General features: G+C 69.3%; 20 protein-coding genes and 2 pseudogenes. 14 read left to right on the top strand and 8 right to left on the bottom strand.

All coding sequences use genetic code 11. The features are described from left to right. The first annotated feature begins 104 nt into the window (after positions 1-104). Together F8O04_RS05990 and F8O04_RS05985 are read left to right on the top strand one after the other, a co-directional pair. Complete coding sequence (locus F8O04_RS05990) at positions 105-1658, top strand: DEAD/DEAH box helicase (RefSeq protein WP_158028365.1); 1554 nt, start codon at positions 105-107, stop codon at positions 1656-1658. A 51-nt stretch (positions 1659-1709) separates the two neighbouring features. Then, a complete protein-coding gene (locus tag F8O04_RS05985; protein WP_225734896.1) occupies positions 1710-2459 on the top strand; it encodes a formylglycine-generating enzyme family protein in 750 nt (249 codons plus the stop codon). A gap of 18 nt (positions 2460-2477) precedes the next feature. On the opposite strand, the gene F8O04_RS05980 is transcribed toward F8O04_RS05985, so the two are convergent. Beyond that, positions 2478-2864 carry a nuclear transport factor 2 family protein gene (locus tag F8O04_RS05980; RefSeq protein WP_158028364.1) on the bottom strand — a complete coding sequence of 129 codons (387 nt, stop codon included), beginning with the start codon at positions 2862-2864 and terminating at the stop codon, positions 2478-2480. Between the two features lie 127 nt (positions 2865-2991). On the opposite strand from F8O04_RS05980, the gene F8O04_RS05975 reads away from it, so the two are divergent. Continuing rightward, on the top strand, positions 2992-4137 hold the full coding sequence (locus F8O04_RS05975; protein ID WP_158028363.1) for an HNH endonuclease signature motif containing protein: 1146 nt from the start codon (positions 2992-2994) through the stop codon (positions 4135-4137). Between the two features lie 100 nt (positions 4138-4237). Here the strand turns inward: F8O04_RS05975 and F8O04_RS05970 are convergent, their stop codons facing one another. Beyond that, positions 4238-5110, bottom strand: coding sequence for a PHP domain-containing protein (locus F8O04_RS05970; protein WP_158028362.1), 873 nt, complete (start codon positions 5108-5110; stop codon positions 4238-4240). Between the two features lie 97 nt (positions 5111-5207). Between F8O04_RS05970 and F8O04_RS05965 the strand changes: the two genes are divergently transcribed. Then, positions 5208-6296, top strand: a complete 1089-nt coding sequence (locus F8O04_RS05965) for an endonuclease/exonuclease/phosphatase family protein (protein ID WP_158028361.1) — start codon at positions 5208-5210, stop codon at positions 6294-6296. Between the two features lie 103 nt (positions 6297-6399). Beyond that, the gene (locus F8O04_RS05960) at positions 6400-8064 is read left to right on the top strand and encodes an aminopeptidase P family protein (RefSeq protein ID WP_158028360.1); all 1665 of its coding nucleotides are present in this window, start codon (positions 6400-6402) and stop codon (positions 8062-8064) included. A 30-nt stretch (positions 8065-8094) separates the two neighbouring features. On the opposite strand, the gene F8O04_RS05955 is transcribed toward F8O04_RS05960, so the two are convergent. Then, complete coding sequence (locus F8O04_RS05955; protein WP_158028359.1) at positions 8095-8925, bottom strand: general stress protein; 831 nt, start codon at positions 8923-8925, stop codon at positions 8095-8097. 124 nt (positions 8926-9049) lie between these two features. Between F8O04_RS05955 and F8O04_RS05950 the strand changes: the two genes are divergently transcribed. The 4 genes and pseudogenes from F8O04_RS05950 to F8O04_RS05935 all read left to right on the top strand — a co-directional run bounded on the left by F8O04_RS05950 (position 9050) and on the right by F8O04_RS05935 (position 13349). Continuing rightward, positions 9050-10390, top strand: a complete 1341-nt coding sequence (locus F8O04_RS05950; RefSeq protein ID WP_158028358.1) for a magnesium transporter MgtE N-terminal domain-containing protein — start codon at positions 9050-9052, stop codon at positions 10388-10390. 112 nt (positions 10391-10502) lie between these two features. Beyond that, positions 10503-11030: pseudogene (locus F8O04_RS15220) on the top strand (DUF1003 domain-containing protein); the annotation flags it as partial. A 295-nt stretch (positions 11031-11325) separates the two neighbouring features. Then, positions 11326-12552, top strand: coding sequence for an Mrp/NBP35 family ATP-binding protein (locus tag F8O04_RS05940; RefSeq protein ID WP_158028357.1), 1227 nt, complete (start codon positions 11326-11328; stop codon positions 12550-12552). A 2-nt stretch (positions 12553-12554) separates the two neighbouring features. Next, positions 12555-13349, top strand: a complete 795-nt coding sequence (locus F8O04_RS05935; RefSeq protein ID WP_158028356.1) for a sulfite exporter TauE/SafE family protein — start codon at positions 12555-12557, stop codon at positions 13347-13349. 141 nt (positions 13350-13490) lie between these two features. Here the strand turns inward: F8O04_RS05935 and F8O04_RS05930 are convergent, their stop codons facing one another. Continuing rightward, complete coding sequence (locus tag F8O04_RS05930) at positions 13491-14087, bottom strand: superoxide dismutase (RefSeq protein ID WP_158028355.1); 597 nt, start codon at positions 14085-14087, stop codon at positions 13491-13493. A gap of 313 nt (positions 14088-14400) precedes the next feature. Here F8O04_RS05930 and F8O04_RS05925 point away from each other — a divergent pair, with 313 nt between their 5' ends. Further along, positions 14401-14571, top strand: a complete 171-nt coding sequence (locus F8O04_RS05925) for a DUF3117 domain-containing protein (protein ID WP_158028354.1) — start codon at positions 14401-14403, stop codon at positions 14569-14571. A 113-nt stretch (positions 14572-14684) separates the two neighbouring features. Here the strand turns inward: F8O04_RS05925 and F8O04_RS05920 are convergent, their stop codons facing one another. Together F8O04_RS05920 and F8O04_RS05915 are read right to left on the bottom strand one after the other, a co-directional pair. Further along, positions 14685-15200: a hypothetical protein gene (locus F8O04_RS05920; RefSeq protein ID WP_158028353.1), complete on the bottom strand. Its 516-nt coding sequence runs from the start codon at positions 15198-15200 to the stop codon at positions 14685-14687. Between the two features lie 196 nt (positions 15201-15396). Beyond that, positions 15397-16029: an O-methyltransferase gene (locus tag F8O04_RS05915; RefSeq protein ID WP_158028352.1), complete on the bottom strand. Its 633-nt coding sequence runs from the start codon at positions 16027-16029 to the stop codon at positions 15397-15399. Positions 16030-16155: 126 nt separating this feature from the next. Here F8O04_RS05915 and F8O04_RS05910 point away from each other — a divergent pair. Both F8O04_RS05910 and F8O04_RS05905 read left to right on the top strand, forming a co-directional pair. After that, a pseudogene (locus F8O04_RS05910) lies at positions 16156-16422 on the top strand (Sec-independent protein translocase TatB); the annotation flags it as partial. 278 nt (positions 16423-16700) lie between these two features. Next, the gene (locus F8O04_RS05905; protein WP_158028351.1) at positions 16701-17513 is read left to right on the top strand and encodes a thymidylate synthase; all 813 of its coding nucleotides are present in this window, start codon (positions 16701-16703) and stop codon (positions 17511-17513) included. A 78-nt stretch (positions 17514-17591) separates the two neighbouring features. On the opposite strand, the gene F8O04_RS05900 is transcribed toward F8O04_RS05905, so the two are convergent. Together F8O04_RS05900 and dapE are read right to left on the bottom strand one after the other, a co-directional pair. After that, entirely contained in the window at positions 17592-19007 is a 1416-nt protein-coding gene (locus F8O04_RS05900) for a hypothetical protein (RefSeq protein ID WP_225734894.1), read from the bottom strand. Continuing rightward, positions 19004-20158 (bottom strand): succinyl-diaminopimelate desuccinylase, encoded by a 1155-nt coding sequence (gene dapE, locus F8O04_RS05895; RefSeq protein ID WP_158028350.1) that lies wholly within the window; start codon positions 20156-20158, stop codon positions 19004-19006. The genes F8O04_RS05900 and dapE overlap by 4 nt, the downstream gene beginning before the upstream one ends. Positions 20159-20277: 119 nt before the next feature. Between dapE and dapD the strand changes: the two genes are divergently transcribed. Both dapD and F8O04_RS05885 read left to right on the top strand, forming a co-directional pair. Continuing rightward, complete coding sequence (gene dapD / locus F8O04_RS05890) at positions 20278-21258, top strand: 2,3,4,5-tetrahydropyridine-2,6-dicarboxylate N-succinyltransferase (RefSeq protein WP_158028349.1); 981 nt, start codon at positions 20278-20280, stop codon at positions 21256-21258. A 128-nt stretch (positions 21259-21386) separates the two neighbouring features. Further along, positions 21387-22364 (top strand): aldo/keto reductase, encoded by a 978-nt coding sequence (locus F8O04_RS05885; RefSeq protein ID WP_158028348.1) that lies wholly within the window; start codon positions 21387-21389, stop codon positions 22362-22364. Positions 22365-22467 lie beyond the last annotated feature (103 nt).

Genomic DNA, 22467 nt, shown 5'->3' with positions numbered 1-22467 from the left:
GGCCGACGGCGACTACCATGTTCGGATGCGGTGCACGTTGGATGCACCCCTTGCGCCCTTCGAGAACCGGGCGCACCTCAGAGTTTCGATAGGGCACAACAGTAGTGAATTTCTCCGACCTCGGCGTTGACGCCGATCTCGTCCAGTCGCTTTCCGACGACGGCATCACCTCGCCGTTCCCGATCCAAGAGCAGACGATCCCGCTGGCGATGAGCGGCCAGGACATCATCGGCCAGGCCAAGACGGGCACCGGCAAGACGTTCGGGTTCGGCCTGCCCCTCATCCAGCGGCTCGGCCCCGATCCAGAGCACGGCGTCCAGGCCCTCGTGGTGGTGCCGACTCGCGAGCTGTGCGTGCAGGTCTTCCAAGACCTCGAGCTCGCGGCGCGCAACCGGCCGACGATGGTGGTGCCCATCTACGGCGGCAAGGCCTATGAAGGCCAGATCGACCAGTTGAAGCAGGGCGCGCAGATCGTGGTGGGCACCCCGGGCCGCCTGCTCGACCTCGCCCAGCAGCGCATCCTCAACCTCGGCAACGTGAGCGAGATGGTGCTCGACGAAGCCGACAAGATGCTCGATCTCGGGTTCCTCCCCGACATCGAGAAGCTGTTCGCGCGCACACCCGAGACGCGTCACACGATGCTGTTCTCGGCCACCATGCCGGGCCAAATCGTCACGCTCGCGCGTCGCTTCATGCGCAAGCCCATCCACATCCGCGCGCAGGCTCCGGACGAGAGCATCACGCAGGCCAACATCCGCCACCTCGTCTATCGGGCGCACTCGCTCGACAAGGACGAGCTCATCGCTCGCACCCTGCAGGCCAACGGCCGCGGCAAGACGGTCGTGTTCACGCGCACGAAGCGCGGGGCCGCCCGGCTCATGGAAGAGCTGCGCGACCGCGGATTCGCGGCGGCCGCGGTGCACGGCGACCTCAGTCAAGAAGCGCGCGAGAAGGCGATGTCGGCCTTCAAGGCCGGCAAGCGCGACGTGCTCATCGCCACCGACGTCGCGGCGCGCGGAATCGACGTCGACGATGTCACGCACGTCATCAATCACACGATCCCCGACGACGAGGAGTCGTATCTGCACCGCGTCGGCCGCACGGGGCGCGCCGGGAACACCGGGATCGCGGTCACGCTCGTCGACTGGGACGACCTCACGCGCTGGGGCCTCATTTCGCGCGCGCTCGAGCTCGGTCAGGACGAGCCGCCCGAGACGTACTCGTCATCGGCGCACCTCTACAGTGACCTCGACATCCCTGAGGGAACGAAGGGTCGACTCCCGCGGACCGCTCGCGTCGCGGCCGAAAGCGGCGCGCGTCCGGAAACGGGCAGCGACGGAGATCGCTCAGGGCCGGATGCTTCGCGAGGCGCTGATCGTCCGGCGCGTCGCCGCCGGCGGGGCTCGGGTGACATCGGGTCAAGCGGCAGCGGCTCGGGCGGCGGCGGCTCTCGCGGCACGGGTTCTGGCGGCAGCGGGACTGGCGCGTCGTCGCGCGCCGAGAGCGGCGACACGAGAAGCGCGTCGGTCGACGGCGCCGCGGGGGAATCGTCGAACGGCACCGGTGAGGGCGGCGACGCTGCCCCCCGCCGGCGACGCCGTCGGCGTTCGCGCAGCGGAGGGAACGGCGGTTCGGCGGCGGCCGAGTCCCAGGCCTGAGGGCTGGCCGCGCGCCCGAGCCTCCCCGTGCCGGCCAACTACCCTTGTCTGGTGCACCTCACCGCAATTCCTGGCGGCACCGTCATGCTCAGGGACTCGCGGCGCAATACTGAACGTCGCGTCGTGTTGCAGCCCTTTCGCATCGCGACGACACCGGTGCGAGCGGGAGAGTTCGTTTTCGACCTCGAGAACGCCTCCAGCCTGGAGAACGTCGAAGCCCCTGCAAGCGGGGTTCGGTGGCTGGACGCTGTGGCATGGTGCAACGCCGCCTCTGAGGCCGAGGGGATCGAGCCTGCGTACACCTTCACGGACGAAGCGGTCAGATGGAATCCGGCCGCGAACGGATTCCGCCTCCCCACGGAGGCAGAGTGGGTCTTCGCGAGCTTGGGCGGCGGACTTGGGCCACGTTACGGTCCGCTGTCGGAAATCGCCTGGTCTGCCTTGGACGACGTCGGCGCCCCGCAGACGGTCGGCCGGAAAGCTCCGAACGACTACGGGCTGTTCGACACCCTCGGCAACGTGTGGGAGTGGTGCTGGGACCGCCTCGATCCCGCTCGTTACGGGGAGTACCGGCTCCTCAAGGGCGGCGGTTGGGCCGACCCGGAATGGAGCTGCCGAGTCGGTGTGCGTCGCGGGAACGCGCCGGATGCAATCGTCGAGGACGTCGGCTTCCGTGCGGCAAGAGGTGCCGTGGCCGATTCGGCGGGGGCTGACGGCGGACAAGGCTGGTCCGAGGCGGCGGATCGGCAGCGAGCGGCGGCATCCCACCCGCTTCCACTGGGATGGACTCCGCTGCGTTGACAGCTAGCCGTTGTCCGGTCACGTACTGCGTGACGACATGTCCGCGGTCTGTTGGTAGAGCGCCAGGCGAGGCCGTCCCTCAACGCGGCGGTACACGCTCGACATGATGGCCGTGAACGGCTCGGCGAGATCGGAACGCGAGGACGTCGCGCGGTAGATCAGTGCGGCGGCGTCCTCACCAGCGTCAACGAGCCGCGCATCCGTGATCTCGAACGACTCCCAGCCAGGAGCACCATCGAGTGAGGCAGCGATTTCGTCTCTCGTCATCACTGCCCCGTTGACCAACACGAACAGGGCATCCGGTGTCATCAGTTCGCCGTAGAACGTTCCGCCCGTGGAGTCGCAAAGCGATGTCCAACCAGCGTGTTCGAGGCCGAGAAGCTCATCAAGGGTGAACGCACTCATGTTCCTGACGGTACAAGAGCGCCCTCTCGAATGACCGTGCAGCCGCCGAGGGAGTGCTCATCGGGCGCGACTCCCGCGCGAAACGCCACGTCCCTCGAATGTCGGAGGGTGCGTGTTGGCTTGTCACATGCGAGAGATCGGTGAGGTGCTGGCGGAGGTTGAGCGAATGCTCGACGACGTTGTTGCGCCCGCGCTCGCCGACTATGAGTCGCGCGGCGCTGCGGATGCCGACCTGCTTCAGGTTCTCGAGCGAGCCGGGCGCGGGGTCGTCGCAATTCGGGGGCTGCTCACGGTTGACGTCGCGGCGCAGCTGCAGCGCGTCTTCGATTCGCTGCTGAATCCGAAGCTCACGGGCCCGCAGTTCATCCCGACAGGATCGACCGACGCCGACGCCGACGCCGAGGTTCGTGTGTTCGATGATCGGTCGCGGCCGCAGCGGCAACACGACGCCCTCGCGACCGCGCTCGGCGTCGCGGCTCGCTCGGGTGAGCTCCCCGAGCTTGGCGGCGCTGCACCCACGCTGGTGGTCTCGGTCCGCGAACGTGACCTCGCAGCCGGGCGCGGTTGGGCGCACCTCGAGGGCAGCGAGGCACCGACGTCGCTGGCGGTCGCTCACCAGCACGGCTGCGCGGGCGAGATTCAGCGCGTGGTTCTCGACGAGGCCAGTCGCATCGTCTCGATCGGCGTATCCGACCGCGCGTTCAACGCTCGTCAGCGCCGTGCGATCGCGCTCCGCGACGGCGGGTGCGTGATTCCCGGCTGTACGGTTCCGGCCGCATGGTGCGAGCTCCACCATGTTCAGGAGTGGGCGATCGGAGGGCCGACACACACCGATAATGGCGTGGCACTCTGCTGGTTTCACCACCGCACGATCGGAACGCGCGATGGTTGGCACGTCCGAATGCGGAACGGTATCCCCGAAGTGCTCCCGCCCGACGTGTGGAATGCCCTCAGGCGCCGTTGGGAGCCCGCGACCAGCTCCCACCTTCGCCTCCTCGACCTCCACGAGCCGCTTCGCCCAACCGACCGGCCCTACTGTTCCCAGCGCTCCGGCCTCCCCGACAGCTCCGGGCTGCCCGACCGATCCGCCGCTCCCCCGGGTCGAAGAGCCGTGGCGCCACCCCGTAGCGGGTCCCCGCCCCGTGTGAGGTCGGCGCGTCCACGTCGATTTGCCATGCGGCGGCTCCGGCGCATCCCACGATTCCGGGGAACTCGCCGTCGACGCGGTGGCCGTCCGGCCGACGACAGGGCGTCAGGTCAGGATCACGGGTGACAGCAAATACATGCTGTCGAATGTGGGGAACGCAGTGACGCCAGGGAATGCAGAACATCAGGGAACGCGGGTACGCCTGACATCAGGGGTACGCAGGACATCAGGGGTACACCGGCGAGCTCCCACTCGCCGACTCGATGATGCGCTCGAGCATCGCGGGAGCGGTGGTGTGCTCGCCGAGCCGGTTCGGTTTGCCCGACCCGTGATAGTCGCTCGAGCCGGTCACGATGAGATCATGGCGCGCGGCGAGCTCGCGCAGCACTCGCTTGCCCTCCTCACCGTTCTCCCGATGCTCGATCTCGAGGCCGAGAAGGCCGGCCGCCAGCAGTTCGCTGAACCGGTCGTCCAGGAGCGCAGCTCCACCGCGCGTTGCGGGGTGCGCGAGCACGGGAACCCCACCCGCGGCACGGACGAGTTCGATTGCACGTTCCGGCGCGGGCGCGTGATGCGGCTGGTAGTAGCCCCCGCGCCAGTGGAGGATGCTGTCGAACGCGGCGGAGCGGTTCGGCACGACGCCATTGACGACGAGCGCATCCGCGATGTGCGGGCGGCCGACCGTCGCCCCCGTCTCGGCGACGGCGAGCACGTCGGCCCACGTGAGGGGGTAGTCGGCCCCGATGCGCGCCACCATGCGCTCCGCGCGCGTGACGCGCGACTCGCGCACGGCATCCATCTCGACCCGCAGGGCGACGTTCTGCGGGTCGACAAGGTAGCCGAGCACGTGCACCGAGGCGCGACCGATCTGCGTCGACAGTTCGACGCCGGGGACGAGCGTGACGCCGTGCCTTACGGCCGCCGCCGATGCCACCCGCCAGCCCGCTGTCGAGTCGTGGTCGGTCAGCGCGATCGTGCCAACGCCCGCAAGCGAAGCCTGCCGCACCACCTCGGCCGGCTCTTCCGTGCCATCGGATGCCGACGAATGCGTGTGCAGATCGATGGGTTTCGCGGGGTCGAATCGAGGCACGCGGGACATGCACGCAGCGTAGCCGCGGAGCACACGAGTCCTGCGGCGCGTCGCAGCGCGCGCCACCCAGGTTCACACCGCCGAGCGGGGTAATCTCGACGGCCGTATGCCGAAATCCGTCCGCCGCACCTCCCCCGGCACCGCGATCGCCGCGATCGTGCTTGCGCTCATCACGCTCGCCGCCGCCACGGTGCTCTTCGCCCCCCACCTCTTGGGCCTTCAGCGCACCATCTTCGTCGCTCAGGCCATTCCCTTTCGCGTGCCCATCGTCATCGGCGCGACCGTCCTGCTGTTCGGGCTCCTCATCGCCATCGCCTCTTCTCGAGGGGCGAGGCGCCTGCTCGGCGGCGTCGCGATCGTGCTGACCGTCTTCGTCGTCGCCTCCGTTGGCCTCGTCGCCTCGCGCGGCATCGGCGACCCCAATGTGCCTGCCGAGTACAGCGCCGAGGACATCCGCGTGCTGTCGTGGAATACGCGCGGCGACGAGCCCGGTTCGCCCGCCATCGCGACCCTCGCGATCGACTACGGCGCTGACGTCGTCGTCTTGCCCGAGACCACCGAGGAGATGGGCGTCGAGATCGCCAATCTCATGGCGGAGGCCGGCTCTCCGATGTGGGTGCACACGCGAACCTTCGATGAGGAGTACCGGGCCACTTCGACGACACTGCTCATCGCCCCCGACCTCGGTGACTACGTCGTCGTCACCGACGAGGGCGACACGGGCACCTTGCCGACCGTCATCGCGCGCCCGCTCGGGACCGGGCCGACGATCGTCGCCGCGCACCCTGTCGCGCCGACGCCACTGAACATGGACCAGTGGGAGACCGACCTCGAATGGCTCGCCGGCCTGTGCGCCGGCAACGTCATCATGGCTGGCGACTTCAATGCCACGATCGACCACCTCGTCGGACTCGGCGCCACTGACTCGAACGGAGGGTCGAACTGGGTCACCCTCGGTGAGCCCGCGGAGACGGCTTACGACTTCGGCGAGTGCGTCGACGGAGCTCGGGCCACGGGAAACGGTGCCCTCGGCACGTGGACGACAGGCCTCCCGCCCCTCCTCGGCGCTCAAATCGACCACGTCATGGCGACGAGCCAGTGGCGATTCACGGGCTTCGAAGTGGTCACGAGCGTCGATCGCGCCGGCAGCGACCACCGACCCGTCTTCGCCCAACTCAGTCCCGCCTATGCCTGACCGGCACCCGGCCTGACCGGCACCGAGCCAGGACCGACTGTCAGTTCGACCCGCCGCGGCCACGGTTCACGCGCACTCAGGCCGGTCGCGGCAGAATGGCCGGATGGACACGTCCGACGTCACCGCAGACACCGCCGCCAGCACAACGCAGGCCGAGGCGCCCGAGCCGCCGCGCGCGACCGGGCAGACCTCTGCGACCGAGCAGGCAACTTCAACCGAGCAGGTAAGTGTCCCAGCGCACTCGACGAACCGGTCGACCACGCCCCGGACGGCGGCGTTCCAGCAGCGCATCTCGCTCGGCTGGGCCGAGCGCGATGAGCCCCTTCCGCCACGGCGAGAGGCAGCCCCCTCGGCCGCGGTCAGGCGCCGGTCGATCAGCTCACGTTTCGTCGGCGAGCGCATCGTGGTCCCGGCGGGCACGCGCAAGCAGCGGTCGAACGACACGGATTACCCGTTCCGCGCCCACAGTGCCTTTTCGCACCTGACCGGTTGGGGATCGGACGCCGAGCCAGGCGCCGTTCTCGTGCTCGAGCCGAGCGGCACCGCTCACACCGCCACGCTGTATTTCCGCGAACGCGCCGGCCGCGAGAGCGATGAGTTCTATGCGAACCCTGACATCGGCGAGTTCTGGATCGGACCGCGCCCGTCGCTCGCGCAGGTCGCGGCCGACCTCGACATCCCCACAGAGCACCTCGATCGGTTGAACCTCGATCGGCTGAACCTCGACGAGGACGGACCGCTGCGGGTCGTTCGCGAGGCCGATCCGGAGTTGACGGCGCGGCTCGACGCGGCGCGCGGCGTGAACGGCGACGAATCGATGTCGTCGGCCGTCGACGAGCTCGAGATCTCCGAGCGGATGCTCGCGGACGTCGATCGCCGCGCGAAGGTCGAGGCCGCCGATGCCGAGCTCGAACAGGCGCTCAGCGAGCTGCGGCTCGTGAAGGACGAGTTCGAGATCGGCGAACTCCGCAAGGCCGTCGCCGCCACTGCATCCGGATTCGACGACATCGTCGGGTCTCTGAGGCGGGCGACGACGCTGCCGCGCGGCGAGCGCCTCATCGAGGGGGTGTTCCACACCCGTGCCCGGCTCGAGGGCAACGAGGTGGGCTACGACACGATCGCGGCGTCGGGCCACCACGCCTGCATCTTGCACTGGACCAAGAACTCGGGCGAGGTGCGCGACGGCGACCTGGTGCTCATCGATGCGGGAGTCGAAGTCGATTCGCTGTACACGGCCGACATCACGCGGACCCTGCCGGTCAACGGCACCTTCACGGAGCCGCAGCGACGCGTCTACCAGGCCGTGCTCGATGCCGCCGACGCGGCATTCGCGGTCGTCAAGCCCGGCATCACGTTCCGGGACGTCCATGAGACCGCGATGCGCGTCATCGCCCAGCGCACCGCCGAGTGGGGATTGCTCGGTGTCACGGCAGACGAAGCGCTGGCGCGCGACGGTCAGCAACACCGCCGCTACATGGTGCACGGCACGAGCCACCACTTGGGCATCGATGTACACGACTGCGCCAAGGCGCGCCGCGAGCTGTACCTCGATGGCGTCGTGGAAGCCGGCATGGTGTTCACGATCGAGCCCGGGCTGTACTTCCAACCCGACGACCTCACTGTGCCGGACGAGCTGCGCGGCATCGGCGTCCGCATCGAGGACGACGTGCTCGTGACGGCGGACGGAGCAGAAAACCTGTCGATCGCGATTCCCCGTGCGGCCGACGATGTCGAGTCCTGGCTCCGCCGGGGCAGGCGCGCCGACTAGCGGAGCTGCCGACGAGCGGAGCTGGTACGGCTAGCTCGACTGTCCCGTCGCGCTCCCGGCATCCCCGGCCTCCCTGCGGCGGCGATCGCGCGCCGCACTCTCACGCTCTCGACGCAGCGCATCCTGCGCCTCACCGTAGGTTCGGGGTCGCTGCGGCGTGGCTGGCTCGGTCGACTCGGCCGGCTCAGACGTCACAGGCCCCGTGATGGCGCCGCCTTCCTGCGGCTGCGGCTGTCCGGGTCCAAACGGTTGTTCGGGCCCGCGCGGCTGTGCAGGTCCCCACGGCTGTTCGGGTCCCTGTACCTCTTCCGACACCGGTTGCGCCGTCGTGTTCATGCCCGACGGCGGAACCGCCGATCCCGCGTACGCCGCCTGCCCGCCGGTTGCCCCGGTTCCAAGGACCTGACGTGCGCGACCCGCAAGCTCGGGCCCCACCACGACGTCGAAGTGGGCCGCCAGTATCTGCATGACCGACGTGAACTCCTTTTTGCGGGGGTTCATGACGTGCGTAAGCAGGCTCCACAGCACACTGAAACCGATAGCAACCATCATGACCGGCAACAACGTCGTGAGTCCCGCCTGCGGCGTAAGGATGAGCACGAGCAGCCCGACGAAGACGCCGAGCATGACGCCGGAGAGCAGGCCGCCGAGCGCCGCCCTACCCGCGTTCATCTTGCCGGTCACTCGCTCGACGCTCTTGAGCGTGCTGCCGACGATCGACACCTCACCGAGAGGAAAATCTGCGCGGGCAAGCTGATCGACTGCGGCCTGCGCGCGCTCGTACGTCTCGTACGATCCCACCACCTCACCGGTGGGGATCGTCGGAAAACGGGCGGTGGATCGCGAAGACGGCGAGCTCATACGCTCAGTGTTCCACCTCAACCCCGTCGTGAGCCGGGGCTCGGGCGCGGCTCGGCCAATGTTCTCGCACGGCGCACCCCCGGGGCGCGGATTGCGGCGGTCGACCGCGCACTACCATGAGCCCGTGAGCGTCTCAAAAGCCTTCGTCGCACGCCTCGCGAACCTCGCCGTCTTCGATGAGGACGGCGACCGCGTGGGGCGCGTCCGCGACGTCGTCGTGCAGACCCGCGCCGAGCATGCGCCCCGAGTGAGTGGATTCGTGGTTGAGCTGCCGGGCTTCAAGGGGCACTCGTTCGCGCCGATCCGGATGCTGCGGTCGATCGGCGCCGGTCAGCTCATCATCGAGGGGCGGATCGATGGCCGTCCATTCGAGCAGAAGGGCGGCGAGCTGCGCGTGCTCGCCGATCTCCTCGACCGCACCGTGACCCTCGTCGACGACGGCAGCCCGGGCACGCTTGAGGACGTCGCGATCGAACGCGACGACGCCGGGGATTGGCACCTGCGCCAACTGTTCGTCAGGCTTCCCCGCGTCGGCGCGTCCCTATTCGGCAAGGGACCCTCGCGCTACGTCACTTGGGACGAGATCGACTTCGAGGACGAGGACGACGACGACCGAGGGCCCGCGAGCGCCTTCATCACCGCGACCTCCGAGCTCAAGCCGTCCGACCTCGCGGCGGAGCTCCTCGGCCTTCCCGAAGACCGGATGCTCGATATCGTCAGCGAGATGCCGGACGACCGCCTCGCGGACGCGCTCGAAGAGATGCACGAAGACGACCAGGTGCGCATCATCGTGCACCTCCACGAGGAGCACGCGGCCGACATCCTCGACCACATGCAGCCCGATGACGCGGCTGACCTGGTGGCGCGGCTCGATGCCGAGACGAGTGAGGCGCTGCTCGCTCGAATGGAGCCGAATGAGGCGGACGACGTGCGCATGCTGCTCACGTACGCGCCGGACACCGCCGGCGGCCTCATGACGACCGATCCGATCATCTGCTCCGCCGACACGACCGTTGCTGAGGCACTGGTACGCATCCGCCAGAAAGAGATCTCCACCGCCCTCGCGACGACGGTGTTCGTGACGGTCTCGCCGTACGAGCCGCCCACCGGTCGCTACCTGGGGGTGGTGCACTTCCAACGCCTGCTCAGGTATCCACCGCACGAACAGCTCTCGACGATCCTCGACACCGAGACGGAGGCGGTGCACTGGACGACGAGCGACGCGGAGGTGGCGCGGGTGCTCGCGAGCTACGATCTCGTCGCCCTGCCCGTCGTCGACTCCGAGCACCGCCTCGTCGGCGTCATCACGATCGATGACGTGCTCGATCACCTCCTTCCCGAAGACTGGCGCACGCGCGACGTGGACGGCGGCGTGGTGCCCACGAGGGCGGCCTCGCGGCGTCAACGGTTGACGCAGAGCGAGGTCACGACACCGCAGCGCACGAGGAGGCGAGGACGTGGCTGACCGGATCACGGGGCGCGACGCCGACCTGTCCCTACCCCGGAGCGAGGGACGCCGGTGGTGGCGTCCCGGCCGCGGGAACGGCACCGCCAGGCGCGGAGGTGATGCCGGAGGCCGCGGGCCCCGTTCCGGCCGTGACGAACGGCGCGGCACGGCGCGCCGCCAACGACACGAGACCGTCCCCTCGGAGCAGCAGGGCGAGCGCGGGTCGAAGGACCGCCTCGGTCGGCTGATGGAGACGTTCGCCCGGGGCATGGGGACACCCGCGTTCCTCATTGCGCTCACGCTGTTCTGCGTGGCATGGCTCGTGTGGAACAGCATGCTGCCGGAGCACGTGCGATTCGATTCCGCCGCCCTTGGGTTCACGGCGCTCACGCTGATGCTGTCGCTTCAGGCCTCGTACGCCGCCCCCATGCTGCTGCTCGCGCAGAACCGACAGGACGACCGCGACCGCGTGCAGATCGAGCAGGATCGGCAGCGAGCCGAGCGCAACACGGCCGATCTCGAGTACCTTGCCCGCGAGCTCGTCGCGCTGCGGATGCTCGTGGCCGATATGGCATCGAAGGACTTCATCCGCGCAGAACTGCGCAGCCTCCTCGAGGACCTCGAAGAGCTCGAGGCACTCGACGATGCGGCCGGTGACGCGCCCGATGACGGCACCCCGCCCGAGCGGACCCAGCGCGAGCGCCTCGCGTTGCGGCGCGCCCGCGCGGCCGAGGCCGACGAGTATCGAGAGCGCGACGTGAGCGAGCAACGCCGCCGCGCCAAGGTCCGTCGCGAGGCCGAAGCCGAAGCCGAATCAGCGGCAGAGGCAGCGGCAGAGGCAGAAACCGAGGCAGAGCCCGAGGCACAGGCAAAGCCCGAGCCCGAGACACGGGCCGAGGCAGACGCGTCGACCGACGCCGAGGAACCGCCCGCGACAGCGGCGCAGGAGACGAATGACTGAACCGTCCACCCGACCGGATGGCGCCGACTCGTCAGCGCGTGCAAGCATCCTGCGCGCCCTCGATGAAGTCATTGATCCCGAGATCCGCCGCCCCGTCACCGAGCTCGGCATGATCGAGCGCGTCGACGCCAGCGATTCCCCCGACGAGCCCGCGGTCGTCGAGCTCCGCCTCACGATCGTCGGCTGCCCGGCCGCATCGCGCATCGAGGCCGACGTGAGGCGCGCCATCGAGCACGCGATCGGCGAGCGGCCGTACCGGCTCGACCTCGGCGTCATGACGCCCGCGCAGCGGGCCGCGATGCGTGATTCGCTCCGTGGAAGCGGTCCGCGCGAGATCCCGTTCGGGCCCGATTCCCTGACGCGCGTCGTCGCGGTATCGAGCGGGAAGGGCGGGGTCGGCAAGTCGACCGTGACCGCCAATCTCGCCGCGTCCATGTCGGCCGACGGCCTCGCGGTCGGGATCGTCGACGCCGACGTGCACGGCTACTCGATCCCGGCGCTCATGGGCCTCACTGGCCCGGATGCTGTTGGCGACGCAGGCACGACCGTGCCGACCCGGCTCGACGACATGATCCTGCCGCCCATCGCGCACGGCGTGAAGGTCATCTCCATCGGCATGTTCCTGGGCGAGGGCGACGGCGTCGTGGCGTGGCGCGGCCCCATGCTGCACCGCACGATCGAGCAATTCTTGCGCGACGTGTACTTCGGCGATCTCGATGTGCTGCTCGTCGATCTGCCGCCCGGGACTGGTGACATCGCGATCTCACTCGGGCAGCTGCTTCCCGGCGCCGAGGTCGTCGTCGTCACCACGCCGCAGCCGTCTGCCGCCGACGTCGCCGTGCGCTCCGGCCTCGTCGCCCGCAAGATAGGGCAGCGCGTCATCGGCGTCATCGAGACCATGTCGCCCGCCGAGGGCCCCGATGGTGCCCGCCTGGCGGTGTTCGGCGAGGGCGGCGGTCGCCACGTCGCGGCGCGGCTGAGTGGGGAAGACGAATCCGCACCCGCGTCGGCATCCACATCGGTGTCCGACCTCGAGGTGCCGCTCCTCGCGGAGGTGCCGCTCAGCATTCCCCTTCGCGAGGCCGGTGACGCTGGCCGGCCGATCGTGCTGAACGATCCCGCCGACCCCGCTGCCGTGGCGCTTCGCGCGGCCGCGCGGGCGATCGCGTCGCGCCCGCGTGGCCTCTCGGGACGCTCCGTCGGCTTCCGGGTGCGCTAGCCGTGCCCGACCTCGTCGGGCTCCACGGTTGGCCTGCGCTCGTCGCCCTCGCGGCAGCTGCCGTCGTCATCGGCTTCAGCAAGACCTCGTTCGGCGGCGTCGCCGCGATCAGCGTCGCCGTGTTCGCTTTCGTGATGCCCGCGAAGGAATCGACCGCAACGGTTCTGCTACTGCTCATCGTCGGCGACCTCGTCGCGGTCGCCCGCTACCGGCGAGTGCGGTGGCGCCTGCTGCCGCGCCTGCTGCCCGCTGTAGTCCCGGGGCTCCTGCTCGGCGCGCTGTTCATGAACCTCGTCGACGACACCGTCATGAAACTCACGATCGGCGGGCTGCTGCTGGTCATGGTGCTGATCCAGCTCCGGCCGCGCCTCCGCGGGCGGTCACAGCGGCGCGTCTCGTCGGACGAGCCGCCCCACGGCCCCACATCGGCGGCGGCGGGCCCCGGCTGGCCCGTGCAGATCGGCGCGGGCGTCGCGGCGGGCTTCACGACGATGACCGCGAACGCCGCCGGCCCGTTCATGGCGCTCTATTTTCTCGCGGCGCGCATCGACAAGATGCAGTTCATCGGCACGAACGCGTGGTTCTTCTGCATCGTCAACATCTCGAAGGTGCCGCTCGCCGCGTCGCTGGGGCTCTACACGGGTGAGGGCCTGTGGCTCGTGCTCCTGCTCATTCCGTTGGTACTCGCCGGCACGGTCGTCGGCGTCTCCGTGATCAAGCGCGTTTCGCAGCGGCAGTTCGAGATCGTCACGCTCGTCGCCTCGGCGATCGCCGCCGTCTCGCTGCTCGTGCTGTAGCCCTCGTCGCCTCACCCTCGTCGTCTCGGATTGGCCGCCTCGGGCCGGCCTTCCGACATGCGCGGTACCGAAACGAGAACGCGCCCCGAGCATCCGGTCATGGATGCCCGCGGCGCGATCGTCGAGGCGCGCTCGGCGGCGTTACGCCTGGGCGGCGTCGAGCCGCTCCGCGACGTTCTTCCAGTTCACGATGTTCCAGAACGCCTTGATGTAGTCGGCGCGGACGTTCTCGTAGTCGAGGTAGTACGCGTGCTCCCATACATCGAGCTGCAGGATCGGCGTGACGCCGAAGGGGATGTTGCCCTGCTGGTCGAACAGCTGGAAGGTCGTGAGGTTCCCACCGGTCTGGTCGTAGCCGAGCACGGCCCAGCCCGAGCCCTGAACACCCAGGGCGACGGCCGTGAACTGCTCCTTGAACTTCTCGAGGCCGCCGAACTGCTCGTCCAGCGCCGTCTTGATGGAGCCCTCGGGCTCACCGCCCTCGGGCGAGAGGTTCGTCCAGAACACCGAGTGGTTCACGTGACCACCGAGGTTGAACGCGAGGTCCTTCTCGAGCTTGTTGATGTTCGCGAGGTTGCCCGATTCGCGGGCCTCGGCGATCTGCTCGAGTGCCGTGTTGGCGCCCTTGACGTAGGTCGCGTGGTGCTTCGAGTGATGGAGCTCCATGATGCGACCCGAGATGTGGGGCTCGAGCGCGGCGTAGTCGTAAGGGAGATCGGGAAGCGTGAACTCTGCCATGGGCGTCCTTTCGAAATGTGCTGTCCGGCGTTGGCCGGTTGGCTGCTGCCCGGCGCGAAGACGGTGCGCCGGATCGACGCTCCGTGGTCGCACTGCAAGCAACCCGCTCATCCTATGCAGGAGTATGGAATTCCAGATGTGAACGCCTGCAGGTGGCCGCCTCAGCCGTCATCCTGAGTCATGTTCATCCGCCCCGCTCGCCGATATTCGCGGAGCCCGCGGTCACGTCCCGTCGCGATGATCCGGATGATCGAGGCCCCGCGGCGCAGGACCGGTAAACTGTTCGAGTTCGCATCAAGATGGAGGCACACACATGGCCGCGATGAAGCCCCGTACCGGCGACGGTCCTATGGAAGCAGTCCGCGAAGGTCGGTTGATCATCGTTCGCGTTCCCCTCGAGGGTGGAGGGCGTCTCGTCGTGTCGGTGAACGATGCAGAGGCGAAGGAACTGCGCAACGCCCTGTCGGGCGCCGTCGGCGAGTAGCCGCTGTGGCGCGACGGCGCCGGACGGGATGATCCCGTCCGGCGCCGCTCCTGTACCCACCGCTTCGCTCGCCACGACGCGGCGTGAGCATCGTTACGCGCGCGAGTTTCGGCCTATTGCAGCCAGGGCGTTCCCCTCGTGAGCCGCCGCCACGGCCCCGCGAAGCTGAGGCGCTGGGCCGGAAGGCCGAACGCGAAGACCGCCATCAGCACCCCTTCGACGAGGTGATAGTCGACGAAGGGGTTTGGGGCGATGGGGAACGACGCCAGCCACATCATCAGCATCATGAGCGCGCCGCCGATCGAGGCCAGGCGCACGGCGATGCCCGCCATCAGCCCCACACCGACGCCGAGTAGTCCTGCCATGAACAGCACGTCGACGACGACGTGCCCGGCGATGGGCTCGAACACGCCCTGCAGGGCGCGCTCGGCGCTCAAATATCCGTGTGTCGGCGAACCCCCGTTGATCCAGGCGTTCTCGGGGCTGGTCGCGAACGTGAGCCCGAAGGTCTTGTCGATGAAGGCCCAGAGAAACTCGAATCCCACGAGGATGCGGACGATCGCTAGCGCGAGCCAGGCCCGAGGGTGTGCTCGAGGAGAAGCGATGTCGCCGTTCTTCGTGGTTGCCATGGATCCCCATTCCGTCGGTGGTGAGCGGTATCGATCCGCGGGTCAATCGTGGGTCAACGCCCGATCAAACACAACGTGCCGTGTGTCGCGCGGCGCGCCGGACCGGCCGTGTATCTCGATTGGGGCGCGTCGCCGTGCTGTCGAGGCCGGGCCACCTCCGGACCCGGTCGTCGCGCGCCGAGGCTGCGGCACTCGGTTACGAGGCGCGCTTGGCGAGCTGCAGGATGCCGCCGTCCACGGGGAGGATTGAGACCGTCAGGTCTGGCTGCCGATCGAACTCGCGGATGAGAGCCCGCAGGCCGCTCGTGACTGGGTCGCGGCGCGCCGGGTCGGCGACGCGCCCACCGTTGAGGGCGCGAAGCGCGACGATCGTCCCGCCCGGCCGGACGAGCCGCAGCGCGTGCTGCAGGTAGGCCGCGATGTGCTCGAGTTCGCCGCCGATGACGACGAGGTCGTAGCCCGATTCCGTCATGCGCGGAAGCAGGTCGAGGGGGTGGCCAGCGATGAGGCGGAGCGTCGAGGAGCGCGCCCCCTCCGCCAGCAGCGCACGACGCGCCTGAGCGAGATGCTCGGGCCCGTCGTCGATCGCCGTGAGCGTCGCGTTCGGAGCGCCCCGATGCAGCCACAGGCTTGCGACGCCGACACCGGAGCCGATCTCGATGATGCTCCGCGCTCCCGTCGACGTGGCGATGAACGCGAGGTGCGCCCCCGTGGTCGGCGAGATCGGCCGCATGCCCTCTTCGAGCGCGTGCGTGCGTACCTCGAGCTGCGCCGGATGTTCGGCGATGCGCTCATCGGTGTAGCGCGCGTTGCGCTCGAGCTCGGACATGTGCGCAAGCGTAGCGGCGCGCTCGGCCCGGGGCCGGGAGGCGAGTGCGGAGCAAATCGCGGCGTCGCGGACCCCGGCATGGCGGGCCCGCGGAGGCGTCGCCCGCCGGCGGCGTATCCTTGAGGGGTGTTTGGCCTGACGTTCGAGAAGCTCCTGCTGATCGGCGTCATCGCCGCGTTCATCATCGGGCCCGAGCGACTCCCCCAGGCAGCGGAACAGCTGCGACGCTTCGTGCGGTGGGCGAAGTCGACGGCGACGGGCGCGAAAGAACGCGTGCGCGAAGAGATGGGCGACGAGTTCGACGAGGTCGACTGGCGAAAGCTCGACCCTCGCCAATACGACCCGCGACGCATCATCCGCGAGGCTCTCCTCGAAGACGGCGAGCATGAGGCGACGAACGTCGGCCCGCGTCCGGGAGTCGGCCCGGGTTCGGGGGTCGCCTCGCGTTCGGGGGTCGCCTCGGGCGCCGAGGTTGCGGGGCCGGCCACTCGCGCGGCGTTCGACGCCCCCGCAACGTCTGCCGGAGCCCCCGGCGCCTCCGGAGCCCCGGGAGCCCGCGTCGCGACTGCCGACGCGCCGACCGCCGTGCGGGAGGCGGCGGGCGGCGCTGTGACACTTGGAGCGGGTGGCGGCGTCGCCGCCGGCGCAGCCCCTTTCGACCCGGAGGCGACATGACCACTGCCACGAGCATCCAGACCCCGTACGAGGATCTGCTGCGGTCCGTGCTGGAGCACGGCGCCAAGAAATCCGACCGCACCGGCACCGGCACGCGCAGCGTCTTCGGGGCGCAGCTGCGATTCGACCTCGGCGCCGGGTTTCCGCTCATCACCACCAAGAAGCTGCACCTGCCCTCGATCGTGCAGGAGCTGCTGTGGTTCATCCGCGGCGAGTCGAACGCGCGGTGGCTCCAGGAGCGCGGCGTGACGATCTGGGACGAGTGGGCCGACGAGCACGGCGAGCTCGGGCCCGTGTACGGCGTGCAGTGGCGCTCGTGGCCGACGCCGGACGGGGGCACGATCGACCAGCTCACGAACGTGATCGAACAGATCCGCACGAACCCCGACTCGCGTCGCCTGCTCGTCTCGGCCTGGAACGTGAGTGAGCTGCACAAGATGGCGCTGCCGCCCTGCCACCTGATGTTCCAGTTCTATGTGGCCGATGGCAGACTCAGCTGTCAGCTGTACCAGCGCAGCGCCGACATGTTCCTCGGGGTGCCGTTCAACATCGCGAGCTACTCGCTGCTCACGCACATGGTCGCGGCGCAGACGGGGCTCGGGGTCGGCGACTTCGTATGGACGGGCGGCGACTGCCACATCTACGACAACCACGTCGAGCAGGTCGAGCTGCAGCTCGCCCGCGCCCCGTTCGCGCCCCCTCGGCTCGAGCTCGCCCAGCGCGACTCGATCTTCGACTACGAGTACGACGACGTGCGGATCGTCGGCTACGAGCACCATCCGACGATCAAGGCCCCCGTCGCGGTCTAGCTCAAGCCGGGGCCTGCCGGCACGTCCTTTCCGCACGGGGCGCTTCCGCGGGGGCGGGGGCCTCCGGGTGTGAGAGGCCTACGGCGGGGTCCAATCGTGGCCGATGACGTACCAGCACCAGTGGATCCAGGCGATCTGGCCCAGGATGCTCGCCACCACGACGGCGACACGATAGACGGGCGACCGCGGCAGGGCGACGACCCCGAGCCACGGGAACATCGGCAGCAGCAGACGGAACGTCGACGACTGCGGGAAGAACACCGCGACGAGGTACGTGAAGTAGCTGATGAGCCACAGTCGCACCTCGATGCCGAGCCGCTTCATCACGGGCAGCGCGAGCAGCACCGCGATCGTCGCGATGATCGCGCCGACGATCACGATCGACCCGACGGTCCGCGCGACCGACCCCTCCGGGAACACTCCCGGCCACGCCCAGCCGATCCAGAAGTACCCGCCGTGGAACCACGCCGTGAACGGCACGAGCTCGCCCGGCCCCGTGTAGTGCGACCGCCACGCGAGCTCGGTGTCGAGGTAGGCGCTGAACTCGCCCGTCGCGACCCACGCCGTCAGGAGCCACGCGAAGCCCGATAGCACCGACAGGGCGGTCACGCCGGCCACGGCGAGCTGCTCGCGCAGCGGGAACGTGTCCTTGCCCTTGTGCGCCTGCCACCACCGATAGAGCAGGTACAGTCCCAGCGTCATCGCCCACGCAAGGCCGGTCGGCCGCGTGAACGACGCGAGCACGATGACCGGCGCCATCACGAGCCATTGCCGCTCGACGAGGAGGAGCAGCAGCGACGCGACGAACAGCAGCTGCAAGCTCTCGGCGTAGGCGAGCTGCAACATCGGGCTCACCGGCGCGATGCAGAAGAGCGCGACCGCGAACATGGCCGTACCGCCATCGACGAGGTGGCGCAGCAGCCGGTGGAAGATGAGCGCAGCCCCGAGCCCGCACGCGAGCGACACGAGCACCGCAACCACCGCGAACGGCAGTCCGGTGAGGAGCATGAGGCCGCGCACGACCATCGGGTACACCGGCATGAACGCCCACGCGCTCTCGGTCACGCGCCCCTCGTCGTTGCGCGGCAGCTCGCTCGGGTAGCCGCCGGCGGCGATGCGCTCGTACCATTCGCCGTCCCAGATCCCGGAGAACGTGAAGAGGTCGGGCCGCTCCGGCGTCTGCCAGGTCTCGGACTGGTGATCGGCGTAAATCAGCAGGATCACGGTCGTGATGACGCGTGAAACGGCCCACACGATGACGACCTGCAGCCACACGGGCACGTGGCTCCAGTAATACGAGAAGTAGGTGGGGCGCCGGTCCTGTGCCACGGTGAAGTCGTCACGCCGGAGCCCCGGTTGGCGCTGCCCGACCGCCTGCGGCGCGTCAGCCCCCGCCACGGCCTCGAAGGGCACGTCCGTCGCCCGTTCAGAGCCGTCGGCGACGTCGGGCGCAGCCGCGACGTCGGGCGCGTCGGGGCGCTCGGCACCCGTCACGCCTCGTCCTCCAGGTAGGCACGCAGCCCGCGCTCGACGGACCGGATCTCGTCGAGCGCGACGCGCTCGTCGTCGGCGTGCGCCTTCTGCGGGTCGCCCGGCCCGTAGTTGACGGCCGGCACGCCGAGCGCAGAGAAGCGAGCCACGTCCGTCCACCCGAACTTTGCTCGCACCTCTCCCCCGACCGCGTCCGCGAACGCGCGCGCGATGCCGGCGTCGAGCCCGGGCCGCGCTCCCGGCGACCGGTCGACGATCTCGACGTCGAAGCCGTCAAAGAACGACTCGAGGAAGGCGCAGGCCTCGTCGAGCGACATGCTCGGGGCGAAGCGGTAGTTCACGTGCACCGTGCACAGATCGGGAATGACATTGCCCGCGACGCCGCCAGAGATGCGCGTGGCGTTGAGGCCCTCGCGGTAGTCGAGCCCGTCGACGCGCTTCGTGGCGGGCTCGTAGTCGGCCAGCCGTTCCAGGATCGGCGCGGCCAGGTGAATGGCGTTGACGCCAGCCCAAGCACGCGCGCTGTGGGCACGCCGACCGTGCGTGCGGACATCGGCGCGCAGGGTGCCGTTGCAGCCGCCCTCGACGCCGCCGTTGGTCGGCTCGCCGAGGATGGCGAAGTCGGCGTGCAGCAGGTCCGGGCGCACCTGCGAGAGCAGGCCGAGGCCGTTGCGCGACGCCTCGACCTCCTCATTGTCGTACCAGATCCAGGTCACGTCGTGCCTCGGCGCCGCAAGCGATGCCGCGACCCGCAGTTGCGTCGCGACGCCCGCCTTCATGTCAACGGTGCCGCGACCCCACAGATACTCCCCCGGACGCGTGCCGGGCACGTCGGCGGCGGCGTCCTCTTCCGTCACCGTCACGAACCTGGTCGGCAGATTGTCGTTGATCGGCACGGTGTCGAGGTGGCCGGCGATCGCGACGCGCGTCGCCCGACCGAGCTCCGTGCGTGCGACGACGGTGTTGCCGAAGCGCAGCACGCGCAGGTGCCCGAGCGCGTCGACCGCCGCTTCGACGGCGTCGGCGATGCGCGATTCCGCGCCCGACTCGGACGGGATGTCGCATAGCTGCCGGGTGAGCTCGACGACGTCAGCGCTGAGGTCGAGGCCATCCCGCCCATCGACGGCGGAAACCGGGCTCGGCAGTTCGGGCATGCGCCCCAGTCTACGAGCGCCACCGCGCCGTGGCCGACCACGCTCTACGGCGGCGGCGCCGCGAATCCGCCCCGGTCGAGGCGGCAACGCCCGCCCCCGAGCGTCAGTACCCTGGTCGCATGACGACGAACGCCGACTCGCCCGCCCCCACGCACGCGTGGGGAGACGGACTCGCCACCGAAACCCTCGACGGTCAGCTGCTCGACGCGTGGTTCCCCGAGCCGCAGCTCGGCGAGATCCCGCAGGGCCGCGACCCCCACCTGGTTCCGAGCTTGCTTGCCGATCTCGCGACCGAGGACGAACATCGCGAGGTGCGCATCCGCCCGATCGTCGCAACATCGCGCCTGAACGAGGCCGTCTCGTCGGTGACCGACGCCTACCTTCGCCTGCACCTGCTCAGCCACCTCCTCGTGCAGCCCAACACGATCAACCTCGACGGCATCTTCGCCCACCTGCCGAACAACGCCTGGACCAATGTCGGCCCCCTTACCCCTGAGGCAGCGGCGCGGCTCCGACCACGCCTGCGCCGTGCGGGCATCCAGGTGTACGCGATCGACAAGTTCCCGCGCCTCCTCGACTACGTGACCCCTGACCGCGTCCGCATCGCCGACGGTGGCCGAGTGCGCCTCGGAGCCCACCTCGCACCCGGAACGGTCGTGATGCATGAGGGCTTCGTCAATTTCAACGCCGGCACGCTCGGCGCCTCGATGGTCGAGGGCCGGATCTCGCAGGGCGTCGTCGTCGGCGACGGCTCGGACATCGGCGGCGGCGCCTCGATCATGGGAACCCTCTCCGGGGGCGGCACGCAACGCATCACGATCGGTGAGCGCGCACTGCTCGGCGCGAACTCCGGGCTCGGCATCTCGCTCGGCGACGACTCGATCGTCGAGGCCGGCCTCTACGTCACCGCCGGCACGAAGGTCGCGGTCGTCGGCGCGACCAATCCGAGGGGCGAGCTCGGCGAGCCCCGCGTGGTGAAGGCGATCGAGCTCTCCGGCGCCGCCGGTCTGCTCTTCCGCCGGAACTCGGTGACCGGCGCGGTTGAGGCCGTCGCACGGTCGGGCGCGGGCATCGTGCTCAACGCCGATCTTCACGCGTAGTCGTCGGCAGCGCACGCTCCCGGGGCACCGCCCGGGAGCGCCGCCCCGGGGGCCGTTGCTCTTCCGCCAGGCGAACACGGCAACCGCGTGGCCCGGTGGCGGGTGACAATGGTGCCGGAGGTGGGCGCATGAAGCTGGAGCGTGTTGGCTCGTCTGGCCTGAAGGTGTCGGAGCTCGTGCTCGGATGCATGAGTTTCGGGACTCCGGGCACGGGCAACTATCCCTGGAGCCTGCCCGAGAGCGAGGCCAGGGCGTTCTTCGAGCTGGCGCTCGAGTCGGGCATCACGACGTTCGACACGGCGGACGCCTACTCGTTCGGCGCCAGCGAGGAGATCACCGGTCGCTTGCTCGGCGAACTCGTGAACCGGGACGACGTCGTCATCTGCACGAAGACGTTCTTCCCAACGCGCGAAAGCGCGTATGCGCGCGGCCTCTCGCGCAAGCGCATCATCGAGGCCGTCGATGCCTCGTTGCGTCGCCTCGGCACCGACTACATCGACCTCTATCAGATCCATCGCTTCGATCCGGAGACGCCCGTCGAAGAGACGTTGACCGCCCTTCATGACGTCGTGAAAGCGGGCAAGGTGCGCTACCTCGGGGCTTCGAGCATGGCCGCGTGGCAGTTCGCCACGTTGCAGTTCACGGCGAAGCTTGCGGGGTTGACACCGTTCATCGCCATGCAGGATCAGTACAACCTGCTGCAACGCGAGGAAGAGCGCGAAATGCACCCGTTCTGCGCCGACCAGGGCATCGGCGTGCTCGCGTGGTCGCCGCTCGCCCGCGGGCGACTGACGCGCGACTGGGATGCGACGAGCGAACGCCGCGAGACCGATCGGCAGGGATCGCGGCTGTACCGGCAAGCTGAGCAGACTGATCGGGAGATCGCGCAGGCCGTCGCGGAGATCGCCGCCGATCGGGGCGTCTCACGCGCGCAGGTGGCGCTCGCGTGGGTGCGCGGCCGCAAGGCCGTCACGGCGCCGATCGTCGGTGCCACGAAGCGGCAGCACCTCGCCGAGGCGATCGAGGCGATGGCGCTCGAGCTCACAACCGACGAGATCGCACGGCTCGAGGCGTCTTACGCGCCGCGGAAGCCCGAGGGCTACTGACCGGCGGCGCCTGACCGACGGCTCCCGACCATCGGTTGCTCACCGGCCTGGCCTGTGCATCGCAGGCGACAGAACAACACCCCCGCTGGCCGACGATTCGTCC

The sequence above is a fragment of the Pseudoclavibacter endophyticus genome (assembly GCF_008831085.1).
Taxonomy (GTDB): Bacteria; Actinomycetota; Actinomycetes; order Actinomycetales; family Microbacteriaceae; genus Pseudoclavibacter; species Pseudoclavibacter endophyticus.
Note: the sequence above shows the minus strand (reverse complement) of the source record. Positions and strands in the feature narration are given on the sequence as shown.